We start from the raw sequence: 16583 nt of genomic DNA, 5'->3' as shown, positions 1-16583 counted from the left end.
TCGGCTCGCTCCACCGCCGCCACCGGGCCGAGGAGTTCAAGAAGTTCCTGCTCCGGCTGGACAAGGAGGTCCCCCAGGGCCTGGACATTCACCTGATACTGGACAACTACGCCACCCACAAGACCCCGGCGATCAAGACCTGGCTGGTGGCGCATCCCCGGTTCCACCTGCACTTCACCCCGACCGGCTCGTCATGGCTCAACCTGGTCGAGCGCTGGTTCGCCGAGCTGACGAACAAGCAGATACGGCGAGGCGTCCACAAGTCCGTCCAGGCCCTCGAAGCCGACATCCGCGACTGGATCGCCACCTGGAACACCGACCCGCAGCCCTACATCTGGACCAAGACCGCCGACGAGATCCTCGAACGCCTCGCCGGATATCTGAAGCGAATTCCAGACTCAGGACACTAGCGTCGGCCGGGTACCGGCAGGCCGAGGTGGTCGCGCAGGGTCGGGCCGGTGTAGTCGGTGCGGAACACCCCGCGTTCCTGGAGCAGCGGGACGACCCGGTCGACGAACTCGTCCAGGCCGCCCGGGGTGAGGTGCGGGACGAGGATGTATCCGTCGGCCGCGTCGTTCTGCACGAAGTGGTCGATCTGCCCGGCGACGGTGGCGGGGGAGCCGATGAAGGACTGCCGGCCGGTCACCTCGATGACCAGTTCACGGCTGGTCAGGTTCTTCTCCGCGGCCAGCGCCCGCCAGCGTGCGGCGGTGCCCACCGGGTCCGGGATCCGGACCCGGCCCTGGACCAGCGCGCTGTCCGGGTCGGGGTCGACGTCCGGCAGCGGCCCGTCCGGGTCGTGGTCGGACAGGTCGACGCCCCAGACCTGCTCCAGGTAGTTGATCGTGGTCTGCGGCCCGACCTGGGCCCGGCGGACCTCGGCGGCGCGCTCGGCCGCGTCGGCGTCGCTGTCGCCGAGGACGAAGGTGGCCGCGGGCAGGATCTTCAACTCGTCCGGCTTGCGGCCGTAGGCGGCCAGTCGCCGTTTGACGTCCTGGTGGAAGGCCTGGCCGTCGGCGAGGGTGGAGTGGCGGCTGAAGATGACGTCGGCGGCGGACGCGGCGAACTCGCGGCCCTCGTCGGAGTCCCCGGCCTGGATGACCACCGGGTGGCCCTGCGGCGGGCGGGGCAGGGAGAGTCGGCCCTCGACCTCGAACTGCGGCCCGGAGTGCCGCACCCCGGCGGCCCCGGTGTCCCAGAACTCCCTTGCCAGTTCGACGGATTCGGCGGCCCGGGTGTAGCGGTCGGCCCGGTCCAGGTAGCCGCCGCGGCGGAAGTTCTCCCCGGTGAAGGCGTCCGAGGAGGTGACCACGTTCCAGGCCGCCCGGCCGCCGGAGAGGTGGTCCAGGGAGGCGAAGCGGCGGGCGAGTTCGTACGGCTCGTTGAAGGTGGCGTTCACCGTGGCCGCCAGGCCGATCCGTTCGGTGACGGCGGCCAGGGCGTTCAGCACGGTGATCGACTCGGGGCGGCCGACCACGTCCAGGTCGTGGATGCGGCCGTTGGTCTCGCGCAGCCGCAGGCCCTCGGCGAGGAAGAAGAAGTCGAACTTGCCGCGTTCGGCGGTCTGCGCGAGGTGGCGGAAGGAGTCGAACTCGATGTGGCTGCCGGAGGCCGGGTCGCTCCACACCGTGGTGTTGTTGACGCCGGGGAAGTGGGCGGCGAGGTGGATCTGCTTGAGCGGACGGTCCGTCATCGGGTCACCTCGGCGAGGGCGGGGGAGTCGGTGGTGGGGACGCTCGCCGCGGCCGCGGCGGCGGCGTAGCGGCTGGCCGGGCGGGGCAGTCCGAGGTGGTCGCGCAGGGTGCGGCCGGAGTGGCCGGCGCGCAGCAGCCCGGTGGCGCGCAGGGCCGGGGCGGTCCGCTCGGCGAGGGCGGCCAGGTCGCGCGCGGGCTCGGCGGGGACGAGGTGGAAGCCGTCCACGCCGGTGCCGGTGGAGCTGAGTTCGGCGAGCAGCCGCTGCTCGGCGGCCCGGTCGGGCAGGGCGGCGTCGAGCCGGGCGAGGATGCGCAGCTGTTCGCCGGAGCGCAGCCGCAGTTCGGTGGCGGCGGTCAGCCGGGCGGCCCGGTCGGGGGCGTCCAGGACGACGACGTCGGCGTACCGGATCGCGGTGGCGACCCGGGCCCGCCCGCCGGGGGTGGCGTCCGGGACGAGGTCGGCGGCGGACACCGGCACCACGACCACCGGGCGGCCCTGCGGCGGGCGCGGGGTGATGGAGGGGCCGCGGACCGAGAAGTGGCGGCCCTCGAAGTCGATGTAGTGCAGCTTGTCGCGGTCGACGAACCGGCCGGTGGCGGTGTCGCGGATCTCCGCGTCGTCCTCCCAGCTGTCCCAGAGCCGGGCGGCGACCTCGGCGGCGTCGGCTGCCTCGGCCCACAGCTCGTCCTCGGGGGCGACCGGGCGGCGGCCGAAGGCCCTGGTCTCGGCCTCGGTGCCGGAGACGCCGACCAGCCAGCCGGCCCGGCCCGCGCTCACCCAGTCCAGGGTGTTGAGCGAGATGGAGGTGTGGAAGGGCTCGGTGTGGGTGGTGGTGACGGTCGGGACCAGGCCGATCCGCGAGGTCAGCGGGGCGATCCGGGCGAGGGTGGCGAGCGCGTCGGGGCGGCGCGGCTCGGGGGCGAAGGAGTCGTCGAGGGTGACGAAGTCCAGGCCGGCGCGCTCGGCGAGGAGGGCGAGGCCGGCGTAGTGGGCGGCGTCGAAGTGGCCGGGACTGTCGATGGCGGCGGAGAGGTGCAACTGGCGGGGCATGGCGAGCCTGGCTTTCCTCGTGCGGAGGTGCGCGGCCGTGCATGGACAGCGGCCCCGTACTGGTGCGGGGGTGCGGTCACGCGCGGCGCGGTTGCGCGGTGACGGCCCGTGGGCAGGCGGAGGCCCGCGACGGGCGGGGGAGGAGGGCGGCCGGCGCCGGGCGGGGACTCAGCCGGGCGGCGGCGGGGCGAAGGATCGGCTCAGCCGCGACACGCCGCCGACCACACGCGACCGAAGTCGATGTGGCTGCGGGTCACCAGCGGGCACGAGGCGTTCACCGGTTCAGTTGACCAGGGCCTCCGGCGGTTCGTCAACCGCCGTTTCCGCACGGTGGAACCTCCCGGGAACGCCGAAGGCCCCGCCCGGCCGCCGGGGGAGCGGCGGTGGGGCGGGGCCTTCGGAACGGGCGGGACCGGCGTCAGGCCTTGGTCACGTCCTCGATCTCGCTGTCGTCCTCGCGACCGGGGGTCTTGAGGTTGAACTTGGTGATCGCGAAGCGGAACGTGAAGTAGTAGATCGCCGCGAAGACCAGGCCGATCGGGATGATCAGCAGCGGGTTCTTGGCCAGGCTGAAGTTGATCGTGTAGTCGATCAGACCGGCCGAGAAGCTGAATCCGTGGTGGACGCCGAGGCCCCAGGTGACGGCCATCGAGACGGCGGTCAGCACCGCGTGGATCGCGTACAGGACCGGGGCGATGAAGAGGAAGGTGAACTCGATCGGCTCGGTCACGCCGGTGACGAAGCTGGTCAGCGCGATCGAGATCATCATGCCCATGACGGCCTTGCGGCGCTCGGGGCGGGCGCAGTGGGCGATCGCGAGGGCGGCGGCGGGCAGCGCGAACATCATGATCGGGAAGAAGCCCGCCTGGAACTGGCCGGCCGTCGGGTCGCCCGCCAGGAAGCGGTTGATGTCGCCGTGCACGACGGTGCCGTCCGGCTTGGTGAAGTCACCGGTCTGGAACCAGGCGTAGGTGTTGACGAACTGGTGCATGCCGATCGGGATCAGCGCGCGGTTGACCAGGCCGAAGATGCCGGCGCCGACCGCGCCCGCACCCACCAGGCTGTTGTTGACGTGCGAGATCGCGTCGCCGACGGGCTGCCAGCCGAGGCCGAACAGGACGCCCAGGCCGGTGCCGACGAAGGCCATGATGATCGGGACGAGGCGGCGGCCGTTGAAGAAGCCCAGCCAGTCGACCAGCTTGGTGCGGTGGAACCGCTGCCACAGGATGGCCGCGAGCAGACCGACCACGATGCCGCCGAGGACGCCCGGGTCCTGCGGCTTGCCCGCGGGGAGGGCGGCGGTGACGGTGCCGTCCGCCGGGAAGGCGGTCAGCACGTTCTTGAACACGAGGTAACCGACCAGCGCCGCCAGCGCCGTGGAGCCGTCCGCCTTCTTGGCGTAGCCGATCGCGATGCCGACACAGAACAGCAGCGGCAGCGCACCGGTGATGGCGGTACCCGCAGCGCCGAAGACCTCGACGAGCTTCGCGGGGAAGTGCCACTTCTCATGGACGTCGGGCTGGCCCAGACGCGCCAGCAGACCGGCCGCCGGCAGCACGGCGATCGGCAGCTGGAGGCTGCGACCGACCTTCTGGAGACCGGGGAGGACGGCATTGCCGAACTTCTTGATCGGCGCCGGAGCCTTGGCGGGCGCCGGTGCCTGCGCAGACTGACTCATGGGGGTGGGTTCCTAACGGCATGGCGGGTCGGTCGGGGGGAAGGCACGGGGGCCGAACCGCGAACTGGTCTACACCACACGTGGTGTAGACCAGTTTTGTAGCACGGGTGGAGAACTCGGGGAAGCCCGGATAGCGGGGTTGTCGAGAAGCGCTATGAAATCGAAACCTGGATCCGGAGCGTTGATCATGATTTCAGTCGCGATTGTGATTTTGGCTATTTGCGCAACAAAAAGCGCCGGGCCCTTGCGGCGCCCGGGTCGTGGCGGGTCCGGCGGCCACCGTCGGGGCCGGGTCCGGGCGATCCGGCCGCTCCCGGGCGTGCGCGACGGCTGCCGAGAGTGACCGGAGGGTCGCGGACGTGCCCGGTGGGGCGCCCTCCGACGGCGGTCGGCACCCGTCCCGACCGCCGCCGGCACCCGTTCTGACCGCTGTCGGCACCCGTCCCGACGGCCGTCCGGCCGGCCGGATCGCGACCGAATTACCCTTTCGGTGACTCCCGGGTAGGGAATTCCGTCCTTCGGTGAAATGCCGAAGGCCCCCGGGCCGGTGGGTCCGAGGGCCTTTGCCGGAGGTTCTCCGGGAATTCGTTCCGTACGGTCGGGGAATCAGGCCTTGGTGACGTCCTCGACCTCGTCCTCGTCCTCGCGCCCCGGTGTTTTCAGATCGAATCTGACGATGATGAACCGGAAGAGCGCGTAGTACACCGCGGCGAAGCAGAGCCCGATGACGATGATCAGCCACGGTTTGGTGGCGAGCCCCCAGTTGATCACGTAGTCGATCAGGCCGGCCGAGAAGCTGAAGCCGTCGTGCACCCCCAGTCCCCAGGTGACCGCCATCGAGGCGCCGGTCAGCAGCGCGTGCAGGCCGTACAGGGCCGGGGCGATGTAGGCGAAGGAGTACTCGATCGGCTCGGTGACGCCGGTGACGAAGGAGGTCAGGCCGACCGAGAGCATCAGGCCGTAGATCTCCTTGCGGCGGTGCGGCTTGGCCGAGTGCGCGATCGCGAGTGCCGCGGCGGGCAGCGCGAACATCATGATCGGGAAGAATCCGGACTGGAACTGCCCCGCCGTCGGGTCCCCCGCGAGGAAACGCGGGATGTCGCCGTGCACGATGCTGCCGTCGGCCTTCGTGAACTCGCCGAACTGGAACCAGACGAAGGTGTTCAGCAGCTGGTGCATACCGATCAGCAGCAGCGCGCGGTTGAACAGGCCGAAGATGCCCGCGCCGCCCGCGCCGAGATCGGCGAGGTTCTGCGAGAAGTCGTTGAGGCCGCGGCCGATCGGGGGCCAGACCCACAGGGCGACGCAGGCGGTGGCCAGGCCGACCACGGCGGTGATCATCGGAACGAGGCGGCGGCCGTTGAAGAAGCCCAGCCAGTCGACCAGTCTGACGCGGTGGAACCGGACCCACAGCCAGGCCGACATCAGGCCGATCAGGATGCCGCCCAGCACCCCCGGGTTCTGGTACGTCGCGGCCGCCACCTTGGCCGAGCCGTAGTCGACGCACTGGGCGGTCCACGCGTCGGGGATCTGGACCGTCCCGGCCTTGCAGTGCTCCGGGAACGCGTGCAGCACCTTGTAGTAGACGAGGAAGCCGACCACGGCCGCCAGCGCCGTCGAACCGTCCGCCTTCTTGGCCATGCCGATCGCCACGCCGATGCAGAACAGCAGCGGCAGGCCGAGCGAGGAGTCGAGCAGTGCGCCGCCGGCCGCCGCGAAGACCTTGGCGACGTTGTTCCAGCCCAGTCCGTCCTTGCCGAACACGTCCGGCTGGCCGAGCCGGTTGAGGATGCCCGCCGCGGGCAGCACCGCGACCGGGAGCTGGAGGGAGCGGCCCATCTTCTGGAGGCCGCCGTAGAAGGTGTGCCACCACAGGTTCTGCGGGGCCGTGGCGCCTGCCGAACTCATCCTTCGCCCTCCGAGCGCGGTTGCCGACCGGTGGGCCCCTGCGGGACCCTCGGGCGGGGGTCAGGAACACCCGGGGTCCTTCCTGCGTTCATCGGAGTACACATATATTGGTGTAGACCACTTTGGGACGCAGGCCGGACGCCGGGACGCGAGCCCCGCTGATCGTCATCCTCGGGTGGCGGCCCGGAGCCTGCGCGCCGGAATGGGCCAAAAGTGGACTAACGTGGCAGACCGGACCTGCTCGGGTCATGCTGGTCGCGCTGCCCGGCAGCGCGACCCCAGCTGAACCCGCGTCAGCCACCGGCACGGACCTCACCACCCGACGGTCGAGGACCGAACCCCAGCACAGCGCAGGACGGCACCCGGCAGAGCCGCCGAAGGCCGAGACAGAGGGAGAAACCACATGGCCAGCAAGGCTGAGAAGATCGTCGCCGGTCTCGGCGGCATCGACAACATCGAAGAGGTCGAAGGCTGCATCACCCGCCTGCGCACCGAGGTCAAGGACGCCTCCCTCGTCGACGAGGCCGCCCTCAAGGCCGCCGGCGCCCACGGCGTCGTCAAGATGGGCACCGCGATCCAGGTCGTCATCGGCACCGACGCCGACCCGATCGCCGCCGACATCGAGGACATGATGTGAGCTGAGCCACCCGGGCTCGCACACCACCGCTCCACCACCCACGGCCCGCCGACCCGCTCAGGGGGACGGCGGGCCGAGGCACATCCGGAACCGGCGATCGGAACGGCTACGCTCAGTGGCTATGTCACGTATCGACGGCCGCACCCCCGACCAGCTCCGCCCCATCACCATCGAACGGGGCTGGAGCAAGCACGCCGAAGGCTCCGTCCTCGTCTCCTACGGCGACACCAAGGTGCTGTGCACCGCCAGCGTCACCGAAGGCGTCCCGCGCTGGCGCAAGGGCAGCGGCGAAGGCTGGGTCACCGCCGAGTACTCCATGCTCCCGCGCGCCACCAACACCCGCGGCGACCGCGAATCCGTCAAGGGCCGCATCGGCGGCCGCACCCACGAGATCAGCCGGCTCATCGGCCGCTCGCTGCGCGCCGTCATCGACCACCGCGCCCTCGCCGAGAACACCATCGTCCTCGACTGCGACGTCCTCCAGGCCGACGGCGGCACCCGCACCGCCGCCATCACCGGCGCCTACGTCGCCCTCGTCGACGCCGTCTCCTGGGCCCGCGACCGCAAGCTCCTGCGCGCCAAGGGACAGCCCATCACCGGCGGCGTCAGCGCCGTCAGCGTCGGCATCATCGACGGCGTCCCCATGCTCGACCTCCAGTACGAGGAGGACGTCCGCGCCGAGACCGACATGAACATCGTCTGCACCTCCGACGGCCGCTTCGTCGAGGTCCAGGGCACCGCCGAAGGCGCCCCCTTCGACCGCGCCCTGCTCGACCGGCTGCTCGACCTCGGCACCCTCGGCTGCGCCGAACTCGACCAGATCCAGCGCAAGGCCCTCGAAGGCTGAACCGCCCCCCGGGGCAGAACCCTTCGGGCTGAACCGGGCCCGGCCCGCTGTACACGCGCGGCCCGCAGCCCGTACGGTTCCCGCAGCACCCCGCTGCGGGAACCGCGCCCCGTCCGCGCGCGTCCTCCCCACGGAACCCGCGCCCCAGGAGGACCGGATGGCCTCGTCGAGCATCGCCCGCCCCGCCGCCCTCGCCGTGGCCGCACTGATCGCGATCCTCCCGCTCAGCATGGTGAGTTGCTCCGCCGCCCAGAAGGCCATCGACTGCGGCAACACCGCCGTCAAGGTCACCGGCGACCTCGCCGACCTCACCAAGGCCTACGACAACTCCAGCAACGACTCCGCCGCCGCCGGCAAGGCGCTCCAGAAGCTCAAGGGCGACCTCGACCAGATCGGCAAGAACTCCAAGAACACCGACGTCGCCAAGGCCGTCACCGACCTCAAGACGCAGGCCGACAAGGTCCAGCAGGCCGTCGACCGGAACCAGGCCCCCGACCTCAAGCCGCTCGGCGACGCGGCCGGCAACCTCACCTCGGTCTGCACCGGCTGACCCTCCGCCGGATCTCGATAGGGTGGGCGATATGTCCACCCGCCTGATCCTCGCCACCCGCAACCAGCACAAGGTCGCCGAGCTGCGCGCCATCCTCGCCGACGCCGGCCTGGACGTCGAACTCGTCGGCGCCGACGCCTACCCCGAGATCCCGGACGTCCCCGAGACCGGCGTCACCTTCGCCGAGAACGCCCTCCTCAAGGCCCACGCCCTCGCCCGCGCCACCGGACTGCCCGCCGTCGCCGACGACTCCGGCCTCTGCGTGGACGTCCTCAACGGCGCGCCCGGCATCTTCTCCGCCCGCTGGGCCGGCAAGCACGGCGACGACCTCGCCAACCTGAACCTGCTGCTCGCCCAGCTCTCCGACATCGCCGAACCCCACCGCGGCGCCCACTTCTTCTGCGCCGCCGCCCTCGCCCTGCCCGACGGCACCGAGCGCGTCGTGGAGGGCCGCCTCCTCGGCACCCTGCGCACCACCCCGGCGGGCGACGGCGGCTTCGGCTACGACCCGATCCTCCAGCCCCTCGGCGAGACCCGCACCTGCGCGGAACTGACGGCGGACGAGAAGAACGCCATCAGCCACCGCGGGAAGGCCTTCCGCGGCCTCGCCCCGGTGGTCAAGGACCTCATCGGCTGACGCACCGTCCGCTGAACACCGAAGGCCCGCCCCGGGATGATCCGGGGCGGGCCTTCGATTCTTAGGCTAGTGCGGCCTGAGGGACTCGAACCCTCACGAGATTTCTCCCACGGGCACCTAAAACCCGCGCGGCTGCCGGTTACGCCAAGGCCGCAAGGCTCTCAGTCTAGAGCTTCGGCTCCGGTGGCAACACCGCGATTCGCGGTGGCGCCGCGGGCTCGTGGCGCCGTCGCGGACGGTCGCCGCTGCCGATGGGGTGGCAGTTCGGGCGGGATGGGTGGCGGGTGGTGGGCCGGACTCCCGACCGGGCGGGTTTCGGCCAGGGGTGACCGGTTTGTCGAGGGGTTCCGACCTGTGATGTTTGGTTGTTGATTACCAATTGGTACAGACCTATTGACCTATGTGGTTCAGACCACATAGCTTCTGCGCCAATTGGAATCCCCCACGTGCGTGCTCCCCCACAGGTACGCGCCGACACTCTCTCCTGGAGGACCGAGTGTTGATCCGTAGTACGGCGGAGCGGCGTCCCACCGCTGTGATCCGCCGCAAGAGTGCCCGGGCGGGCGTGGCGTCGTTGGCGGCGGTGTCGCTGGCGGGGCTGTTGATGGCGACGCTGGGTGCGGCGCCCTCGCAGGCGTCGGCGGCCGTCGACAACGCGGCCTGTCGGCCGGACGGGCTGTACCAGACGCCCGGAGTGGACGTCCCGTACTGCTCGGTCTACGACACGAGCGGGCGCGAGAAGATGGGCGCGGACCACCAGCGCCGCATCATCGGGTACTTCACCGGCTGGCGCACCGGCAAGAACGGCGACCAGCCCTACCTGGTGAGCGACATCCCCTGGGACAAGGTCACCCACCTCAACTACGCCTTCGGGCACGTCGGCGGCGACAACAAGCTGTCGGTCGGCACGGACGGCCCGACCAACGAGGCCACCGGGATCTCCTTCCCGGGGGTGCCGGGGGCGGAGCTGGACCCGACGCTGCCGTACAAGGGCCACTTCAACCTGCTGACGAAGTTCAAGAAGCAGTACCCGAACGTCAAGACCCTGATCTCGGTCGGCGGTTGGACCGAGACCGGCGGCTACTTCGGGGACGACGGCAAGCGGGTGAACTCCGGCGGCTTCTACTCGATGACGGTCAACCCGGACGGCAGCGTCAACCAGGCCGGGATCGACACCTTCGCCGCCTCCTCCGTCGACTTCATCCGCAAGTACGGCTTCAACGGCGTCGACATCGACTACGAGTACCCGACCTCGATGAAGGACGCCGGCAACCCGCTGGACTGGCAGCTCGCCAACGCCAAGCGCGGTTCGCTGGCCAAGGGCTACGCGGCGCTGATGAAGTCCCTGCGGGAGAACCTGGACAAGGCGGGTGCCGCCGACGGCAAGCACTACCTGCTGTCGGTCGCGGCGCCGTCCTCCGGGTACCTGCTGCGCGGCATGGAGACCTTCCAGGTCGCCCAGTACCTGGACTACGTCAACATCATGTCGTACGACCTGCACGGCGCCTGGAACAAGTACGTCGGCCCGAACGCCTCGCTCTACGACGACGGCAAGGACGGCGAGTTGGCCGCCGCCAACGTGTACGGCACCGGCCAGTACGGCGGCATCGGCTACCTGAACGCGGACTGGTCGTACCACTACTTCCGCGGCGCGATGCCGGCCGGCCGGATCAACGTCGGCCTGCCGTACTACACCCGCGGCTTCAAGAACGTCCAGGGCGGCACCAACGGCCTCTGGGGCACCGCCTCCGCGACCAGTTGCCCGGCCGGTTCGGGCCTGACCTCCTGCGGTGACGGCGCGGTCGGCATCGACAACATCTGGAACGACAAGGACGACGCGGGCAAGGAGTCCCCGGCCGGGTCGAACCCGATGTGGCACGCGAAGAACCTGGAGAAGGGCATCCTGCCCGACTACCTGGCCAAGTACGGCGTGACCGACACCGCCCTCCAGGGCAGCTACACCCGCAACTACAGCTCCTCGCTGGTGGCGCCGTGGCTGTGGAACGACACCAAGAAGGTGTTCCTGTCCACCGAGGACGAGCAGTCGGTGGGCGCCAAGGCGGACTACATCGTCAACCAGGGCGCCGGCGGCACGATGATCTGGGAGCTCGCGGGCGACTACCGCTGGGACGCCACCGCCAACGGCGGCAAGGGCGAGTACGTGCCCGGTTCGACGCTGACCTCGCTGATGTACGACAAGTTCAAGGCGGCGAGCCCGTACGGTGCGCTCCGCTCGACGGTGGCGCTGCCGCAGCAGACCCTGCCGATCGACGTGTCGTTCACCAACTTCGCGCTGGGCGACTCCAACTACCCGATCAACCCGAAGCTGCACATCGTCAACAACTCGACGGTGACCCTGCCGGGCGGCACCGAGTTCCAGTTCGACTACAGCAACTCGGCGCCGGGCAACGCCAAGGACCAGTCCGGCTTCGGGCTCCAGGTGATCAGGCAGGACAACCCGGGCCCGGGCAACGTCGGCGGGTTGAAGGGCACCTACAACCGGGTGTCGGTCAAGCTGCCGGGCTGGCAGTCGCTGGCGCCGGGCGCCTCGGTGGACATCGACTTCGTCTACTACCTGCCGGTGTCCACGCCGTCGAACTGGACGGTCAACGTGGGCGGCACGCTGTACGGGATCAAGGGCGACCTGACCCGGGGCGCGGTGGACGGCGGCACGCCGACCCCGACCCCGACCCCGACGCCGACCGGGACGGCCACGCCGACTCCGACGCCGACCCCGACCGGGACCCCGACGGGCACGCCCACCGGTACGCCGACCCCGACCGCGACCCCGACCTCCGGCGCCTGCACGGCCGCCCCGGGCTGGGACGCGGGCACCACCTACGCGACGCCGACCAAGGTGTCCTGGAAGGGCCACTACTACCAGAACAAGTGGTGGACCAAGGGCGACGACCCCTCCGCCAGTGGCGCCTGGGGCGTCTGGAACGACCTCGGGGCCTGCTGAGCCCGACGGCTCACGGCTGAGGGTTGACGGCTGACGGCAGTCACCCGAGGTGAGGAACGGCGGTGGCGGCACACCCGGTCGGGGGGTGGGCCGCCACCGCTTCGTTCTCGTTCGGGAGGCTCAGGCCTCGACCTTGAGGTCGCGCAGCAGCTTGGCGACGTGGCCGGTGGCCTTGACGTTGTAGAGGGCGCGCTCGACCTTGCCCTGCTCGTCCACGACGATCGTGGAGCGGATCACGCCCTGGTAGGTGCGGCCGTAGTTCTGCTTCTCGCCGTAGGCGGCGTAGGCCTCCAGGACCTTGTTGTCCGGGTCGGAGAGCAGGGTGACCTTGAGGTCCTCCTTCTCGCGGAACTGGCCGAGCTTCTCCGGCTGGTCCGGGGAGATGCCGATGACGTCGTAGCCGGCGCCCGAGAGGACCGCCAGGTTGTCGGTGAAGTCGCAGGCCTGCTTGGTGCAGCCGGGGGTGAGCGCCTTCGGGTAGAAGTAGACGATGACCTTGCGGCCCAGGTGGTCGGCGAGCGAGACCTGGTTGCCGTCGGCGTCGGACAGGCTGAATGCGGGTGCGGTGTCGCCGGGCTGGAGACGCTCAGTCACGGTCGTACTCTCCTGGAGGCTGGGACGGACGGTCGTACCACGGCAAACTTACCTCCGTTGGTGGGTGGGGCCGCGCGCCCGTGCGTGGCAGCTGACAAACTGGGTTGGTCGCAGAGGACGACAGGACTACATCGGCAAGTGAATGGGGTGGCCCGAGTGGGCGACGCGAGCACGCAGGACAAGCCGGCGCGGACGGCTGCGCAGATCGAGGCGGACATCGAGCGCACCCGTGACCGGCTGGCGTCGAACCTGGACGAGCTGGCCGTGCGGATCCACCCGAGCACCATCTCCGCGCAGGTCAAGGCGAAGGCGATGGCCACCGTCGAGGAGAAGACGGCCCGGGCGTACGTGGCCGCGAACGGCCTGGTGGAGAAGGTCAAGGCGCAGTTCGTGGACGAGAAGGGGCAGCCGCGCAAGGAGCGGATCGTCCCGGTCGCGCTGGTCGGCCTCGGCCTGGTGGTGCTGCTGTCCTCCTCGCGCAAGCGCCGCGAGGACTGAGCAGAGGGCTGGACACCGGATCGGGCAGGACGTCCGGAGGGGCCGGGACGCCGATGGGCGGCCCGGCCCTTCCGCATGCCGGGCCAGCGTCACGCGCCACGCCCGGGGGCGGTACCTTCGGGACCGTGAGTACGAACGACGAACCGACCCCTTCCGACCACGGGCACGACGAGGTGCGGCACGACCGGCTGGGCGAGAAGCTGCCGATCCGGATGCTGCACGACCGCGTGCTGGTGCGCATCGAGGGCAGCGAGGGCGAGCGCCGCTCGACCGGCGGCATCCTGATCCCGGCGACCGCGGAGCTAAGTAAAAGGTGCACGTGGGCGGAAGCTGTGGCCGTCGGCCAGAGTGTGCGCGCGGTGGAGCCCGGTGACCGCGTGCTGTACGACCCGGAGGACAAGCTGGAGGTGGAGGTCCGCGGCGCCACCTACGTGCTGCTGCGCGAGCGGGACCTGCACGCGGTGGCGGCGTCGCGCTTCGGGGACACGGAGGGGACGACCGGGCTGTACCTCTGATCGGGCCGCCCTGCTGGCCGGGTGCCCTACGCGAGCAGGCCGCCGCCGTCGACGGTGAGGACGGTGCCGGTGGCGAAGCGCTGTTCCATCAGGTACGCGTAGGCCTCGGCGGTGTCCTCGGGGTCGCCGATCCGGCGGAGGGGGAGGGCGGCGGCGGTCCGGGCGTACAGCTGCTCGCGGTCGGTCTCGGGGAGGCCGGACCAGAGCGGGGTGCGGATCATCCCGGCCCGGACGGCGTTGACCCGGATCGGGGCGAGTTCCACGGCCAGCGCCCGGACGAGGGCTTCGACCGCGCCGCAGATGCTCGCGGGGACGCTCCAGCCGGGTACCGGGCGCAGGCCGGCGGTGCCGGAGGTGAGGGTGATCGAGCCGCCGGGGCGCAGCTGCGGGGTGGCGGCGCGGACGGCGTCGAGGGCGCCGAAGTAGCGCAGGGTGAAGAGGGCGCGGGCGGCGTCGAGGTCCATGGCGTCGACGGTCATCAGGGCGAGCGGGTCGCCTGCGGTGTAGACCAGGTGGTCGAGCGGGCCGAGGCGGTCGAAGAGGGCGCTGACCTGGTGGGTGTCGGTGAGGTCGGCGGTCTCGGCGGCGGTGCCGGTGGGCAGGGTGGCGAGGGCGCGGTGGGCGCTGTCGGGCCGGCTGGAGACGACGGTGACGCGGGCGCCGCGTTCGGCGGCGAGGGCGGCGGTGGCGAGGCCGATGCCGGAGGTGCCGCCGAGGACGACGACGTGCTGTTCCTTGAGGGGCATGGTGGTGCCTTTCGTGGTGGGGCGGGGGGCTTGGGTCGATGGTGCTCCGGGCGGGGTGGTGGCGTCCAAGACCTGTTCGGTCGGCTGTCATACCCTCGGGGTATCAGCGGGGAGTGGTGAGCGGGGTGGCGGTGGCGGTGGACGTCGATCTGCGGAAGCTGCGGTATTTCGTCGCGGTGGCACGGGAGTTGCACTTCGGTCGGGCGGCGGTGGAGTTGCACATCGCGCAGCCGGTGCTGTCGCGGCAGATCCGGTCGTTGGAGGCGGAGTTCGGTGCGCAGTTGTTCCGGCGTGACCGGCGGTCGACCGAACTGACGGACGCGGGGCGGCAGTTGTTGGAGGACGCGCCGCCGTTGCTGGCGGCGGCGGAGGCGTTGCGGCGCCGGGTGGGGCGGTCGGGGGAGGGGTCGGGGGAGGGTCCGGCGCGGTTCGTGGTGGGGTTCATGCCGGGGGTGGCGGTGACGGCGGCGGTGCGGGGGCTGCGCGGGCGGCATCCGGGGCTGGCGGTGGAGGTGGTGCGGACCTCCTGGGCCGATCAGGCGCGGATGGTGCTGGACGGCCGGGTGGACGTCTCCTGCGTGCGGTTGCCGGTGGACCGGCAGGGTCTGGTGCTGCGTCCGCTGTTCGCCGAGCCGCGGGTGGCGGTGTTGCCGGCGGGGCACCGGTTGGCGGGTGAAGTGTCGGTCGTGATGGCCGAGTTGGGTGGTGAGCTGCTGCTGCAGGATCCGGACTTCGTGCCGGAGTGGCGGGATCTGCCGGGGGTGTCCGGGCGGCGGCCGGAGCGGTCGCGGCCGCGGGTGGACACGGTGGAGGAGAAGCTGGAGTACGTGGCGGCGGGGGAGGGGATGGTGGTGCTGCCGTTGTCGATGGCCGCCTTCTACACCCGTGCGGACGTGGTGCATGTGCCGGTGTCGGACCTCGCGCCGCACCGGGTGTGCGTGGCCTGGGCGGCGGGGCGGACGTCGCCGCTGCTCGCGGAGTTCGCGGAGTTGGCCGGGTCCGCGGCGGAGCACCTCGGTTCTGTCGGTGGCAGCCGCTAGGGTCCGGGCATGAGCGTCCCGGTGATCGGTGAGGTGGAGCGGCGGGCCCGGTTGGGGCGGCGGCAGTTGTTGGCGCCGTCTGTGCGGGCGGCGCGGGTGGAGGACGTGGCGGACGCGGTGGTCGGGCTGCACGCCACGGACGCGGCGACGGTGTACCTGTCCGCGTGCGCGCGGCTGGCGGAGCCCTCGGTGGCGGAGGTGGACCGGGCGCTGTACGAGGACGTCTCGCTGGTGAAGCTGCTGTCGATGCGGCGGACGATCTTCGCGGTGACGGAGGGCCTGGCCCCGTACGTGAGTTCGGGGGCGGCGCGGGCGATCGCGGCGAAGGAGCGGGCGGGGCTGCTCAAGCACCTGCGCGACCACGCCGAGGGCTGGGACGAGGCCCGGCTGGCGGAGGCGGAGCGTGCGGTGCTGGCCGCGCTGGCCGTGCGCGGCGAGGCGACGACCAAGGAACTCGGCGACGACGTCCCGCAGTTGCGGGAGACGATGCTGATGTCGGCGGGCAAGGCGTACGAGGCGAAGCAGAGCGTGGGCAGTCGGCTGCTGCGGCTGCTGGCCTCGGACGGGCACGTGCGCCGGTGCCGTCCGCGCGGGTCCTGGTTGAGCAGCAGCTATCCGTGGGCGCTGGTGCCGCAGTGGCCGGACGTGCCGGTGCGGGAGGCGAAGGCGGAGGTGGTGCGGCGCTGGCTGGCGGCGTACGGGCCGGCCGCGGTCGAGGACGTGAAGTGGTGGACGGGCTGGACGCTGGGGGACGTCCGGCGGGCGCTGGCGGACGTGGACGCGCGGGCGGTGGCGCTGGCGGGCGGTGCGGCGGCCGTGGTGCTGCCGGGGGACGAGGGGCCGGTGGCGGCCCCGGAGCCGTGGGCGGCGCTGTTGCCGGCGCTGGATCCGGCGGTGATGGGGTGGCGGGGGCGGGACTGGTACCTGCGGCCGGAGGACGTGCCGGCGCTGTTCGACCGGGCGGGGAACGCGGGGCCGACGGTGTGGTGGTGCGGCGAGGTGGTCGGCGGCTGGGCGCAGCGGGCGGACGGTGAGGTGGTGTGGCGGCTGTTCCGGGACGTGGGGGCGGTGGCGGAGCGGGCGGTCGCGGCGGAGGCGGGGCGGTTGGCGGGGTGGCTGGGGGAGGTGCGGGTGACGCCGCGCTTCCGTACGCCGCTGGAGCGGGAGTTGGTGGCGTAGCGGGAGGTTGAGGACGGGCCCTGGCGGGGGGCGGGGCGCGGCGTCAC

At 71.4% G+C, this 16583-nt stretch carries 16 protein-coding genes and 1 tRNA gene; 10 read left to right on the top strand and 7 right to left on the bottom strand.

Features of this window, described 5'->3' with window-relative positions:
* Positions 1-410: IS630 family transposase (locus tag ACFXOZ_RS27895; RefSeq protein ID WP_380593156.1), on the top strand; the 410-nt coding region annotated here is incomplete at its 5' end.
* On the opposite strand, the gene ACFXOZ_RS27890 is transcribed toward ACFXOZ_RS27895, so the two are convergent.
* From ACFXOZ_RS27890 to ACFXOZ_RS27875, 4 genes are all read right to left on the bottom strand, one after another.
* Positions 407-1693, bottom strand: coding sequence for an LLM class flavin-dependent oxidoreductase (locus ACFXOZ_RS27890; protein ID WP_380593155.1), 1287 nt, complete (start codon positions 1691-1693; stop codon positions 407-409). The genes ACFXOZ_RS27895 and ACFXOZ_RS27890 overlap by 4 nt on opposite strands.
* Positions 1690-2745: an LLM class flavin-dependent oxidoreductase gene (locus ACFXOZ_RS27885; RefSeq protein ID WP_380593154.1), complete on the bottom strand. Its 1056-nt coding sequence runs from the start codon at positions 2743-2745 to the stop codon at positions 1690-1692. The genes ACFXOZ_RS27890 and ACFXOZ_RS27885 overlap by 4 nt, the downstream gene beginning before the upstream one ends.
* A gap of 418 nt (positions 2746-3163) precedes the next feature.
* Positions 3164-4423, bottom strand: coding sequence for a PTS transporter subunit EIIC (locus ACFXOZ_RS27880; RefSeq protein ID WP_380522535.1), 1260 nt, complete (start codon positions 4421-4423; stop codon positions 3164-3166).
* A 606-nt stretch (positions 4424-5029) separates the two neighbouring features.
* On the bottom strand, positions 5030-6331 hold the full coding sequence (locus ACFXOZ_RS27875; RefSeq protein ID WP_380522536.1) for a PTS transporter subunit EIIC: 1302 nt from the start codon (positions 6329-6331) through the stop codon (positions 5030-5032).
* 403 nt (positions 6332-6734) lie between these two features.
* On the opposite strand from ACFXOZ_RS27875, the gene ACFXOZ_RS27870 reads away from it, so the two are divergent.
* The 4 genes from ACFXOZ_RS27870 to rdgB all read left to right on the top strand — a co-directional run bounded on the left by ACFXOZ_RS27870 (position 6735) and on the right by rdgB (position 9002).
* On the top strand, positions 6735-6968 hold the full coding sequence (locus ACFXOZ_RS27870) for a glucose PTS transporter subunit EIIB (RefSeq protein WP_030060521.1): 234 nt from the start codon (positions 6735-6737) through the stop codon (positions 6966-6968).
* Positions 6969-7089: 121 nt separating this feature from the next.
* Positions 7090-7815: a ribonuclease PH gene (gene rph, locus ACFXOZ_RS27865; RefSeq protein ID WP_375883110.1), complete on the top strand. Its 726-nt coding sequence runs from the start codon at positions 7090-7092 to the stop codon at positions 7813-7815.
* 157 nt (positions 7816-7972) lie between these two features.
* On the top strand, positions 7973-8365 hold the full coding sequence (locus ACFXOZ_RS27860; RefSeq protein WP_375883113.1) for a hypothetical protein: 393 nt from the start codon (positions 7973-7975) through the stop codon (positions 8363-8365).
* Between the two features lie 31 nt (positions 8366-8396).
* Positions 8397-9002: an RdgB/HAM1 family non-canonical purine NTP pyrophosphatase gene (gene rdgB, locus ACFXOZ_RS27855; RefSeq protein WP_380402746.1), complete on the top strand. Its 606-nt coding sequence runs from the start codon at positions 8397-8399 to the stop codon at positions 9000-9002.
* Positions 9003-9072: 70 nt separating this feature from the next.
* On the opposite strand, the gene ACFXOZ_RS27850 is transcribed toward rdgB, so the two are convergent.
* Positions 9073-9156, bottom strand: a tRNA-Leu gene (locus ACFXOZ_RS27850).
* Positions 9157-9606: 450 nt separating this feature from the next.
* Between ACFXOZ_RS27850 and ACFXOZ_RS27845 the strand changes: the two genes are divergently transcribed.
* Positions 9607-11964 (top strand): chitinase C-terminal domain-containing protein, encoded by a 2358-nt coding sequence (locus tag ACFXOZ_RS27845; protein ID WP_380593158.1) that lies wholly within the window; start codon positions 9607-9609, stop codon positions 11962-11964.
* 120 nt (positions 11965-12084) lie between these two features.
* Here the strand turns inward: ACFXOZ_RS27845 and bcp are convergent, their stop codons facing one another.
* Positions 12085-12558: a thioredoxin-dependent thiol peroxidase gene (gene bcp / locus ACFXOZ_RS27840; RefSeq protein ID WP_375883119.1), complete on the bottom strand. Its 474-nt coding sequence runs from the start codon at positions 12556-12558 to the stop codon at positions 12085-12087.
* Positions 12559-12714: 156 nt separating this feature from the next.
* On the opposite strand from bcp, the gene ACFXOZ_RS27835 reads away from it, so the two are divergent.
* Together ACFXOZ_RS27835 and ACFXOZ_RS27830 are read left to right on the top strand one after the other, a co-directional pair.
* Positions 12715-13056, top strand: a complete 342-nt coding sequence (locus ACFXOZ_RS27835) for a DUF3618 domain-containing protein (protein ID WP_375883121.1) — start codon at positions 12715-12717, stop codon at positions 13054-13056.
* Positions 13057-13268: 212 nt separating this feature from the next.
* Positions 13269-13571: a GroES family chaperonin gene (locus ACFXOZ_RS27830; protein WP_380593157.1), complete on the top strand. Its 303-nt coding sequence runs from the start codon at positions 13269-13271 to the stop codon at positions 13569-13571.
* Positions 13572-13597: 26 nt separating this feature from the next.
* Here the strand turns inward: ACFXOZ_RS27830 and ACFXOZ_RS27825 are convergent, their stop codons facing one another.
* Entirely contained in the window at positions 13598-14317 is a 720-nt protein-coding gene (locus ACFXOZ_RS27825) for an SDR family oxidoreductase (protein WP_380593153.1), read from the bottom strand.
* A 137-nt stretch (positions 14318-14454) separates the two neighbouring features.
* Here ACFXOZ_RS27825 and ACFXOZ_RS27820 point away from each other — a divergent pair, with 137 nt between their 5' ends.
* Entirely contained in the window at positions 14455-15357 is a 903-nt protein-coding gene (locus tag ACFXOZ_RS27820) for a LysR family transcriptional regulator (RefSeq protein ID WP_380522538.1), read from the top strand.
* A gap of 9 nt (positions 15358-15366) precedes the next feature.
* A complete protein-coding gene (locus ACFXOZ_RS27815; protein ID WP_380593152.1) occupies positions 15367-16536 on the top strand; it encodes a winged helix DNA-binding domain-containing protein in 1170 nt (389 codons plus the stop codon).
* Positions 16537-16583: the final 47 nt, after the last annotated feature.

The organism is Kitasatospora sp. NPDC059160 (assembly GCF_042755465.1).
Lineage (GTDB): Bacteria > Actinomycetota > Actinomycetes > Streptomycetales > Streptomycetaceae > Kitasatospora.
This window is presented reverse-complemented; position numbering and strand designations above follow the sequence as displayed.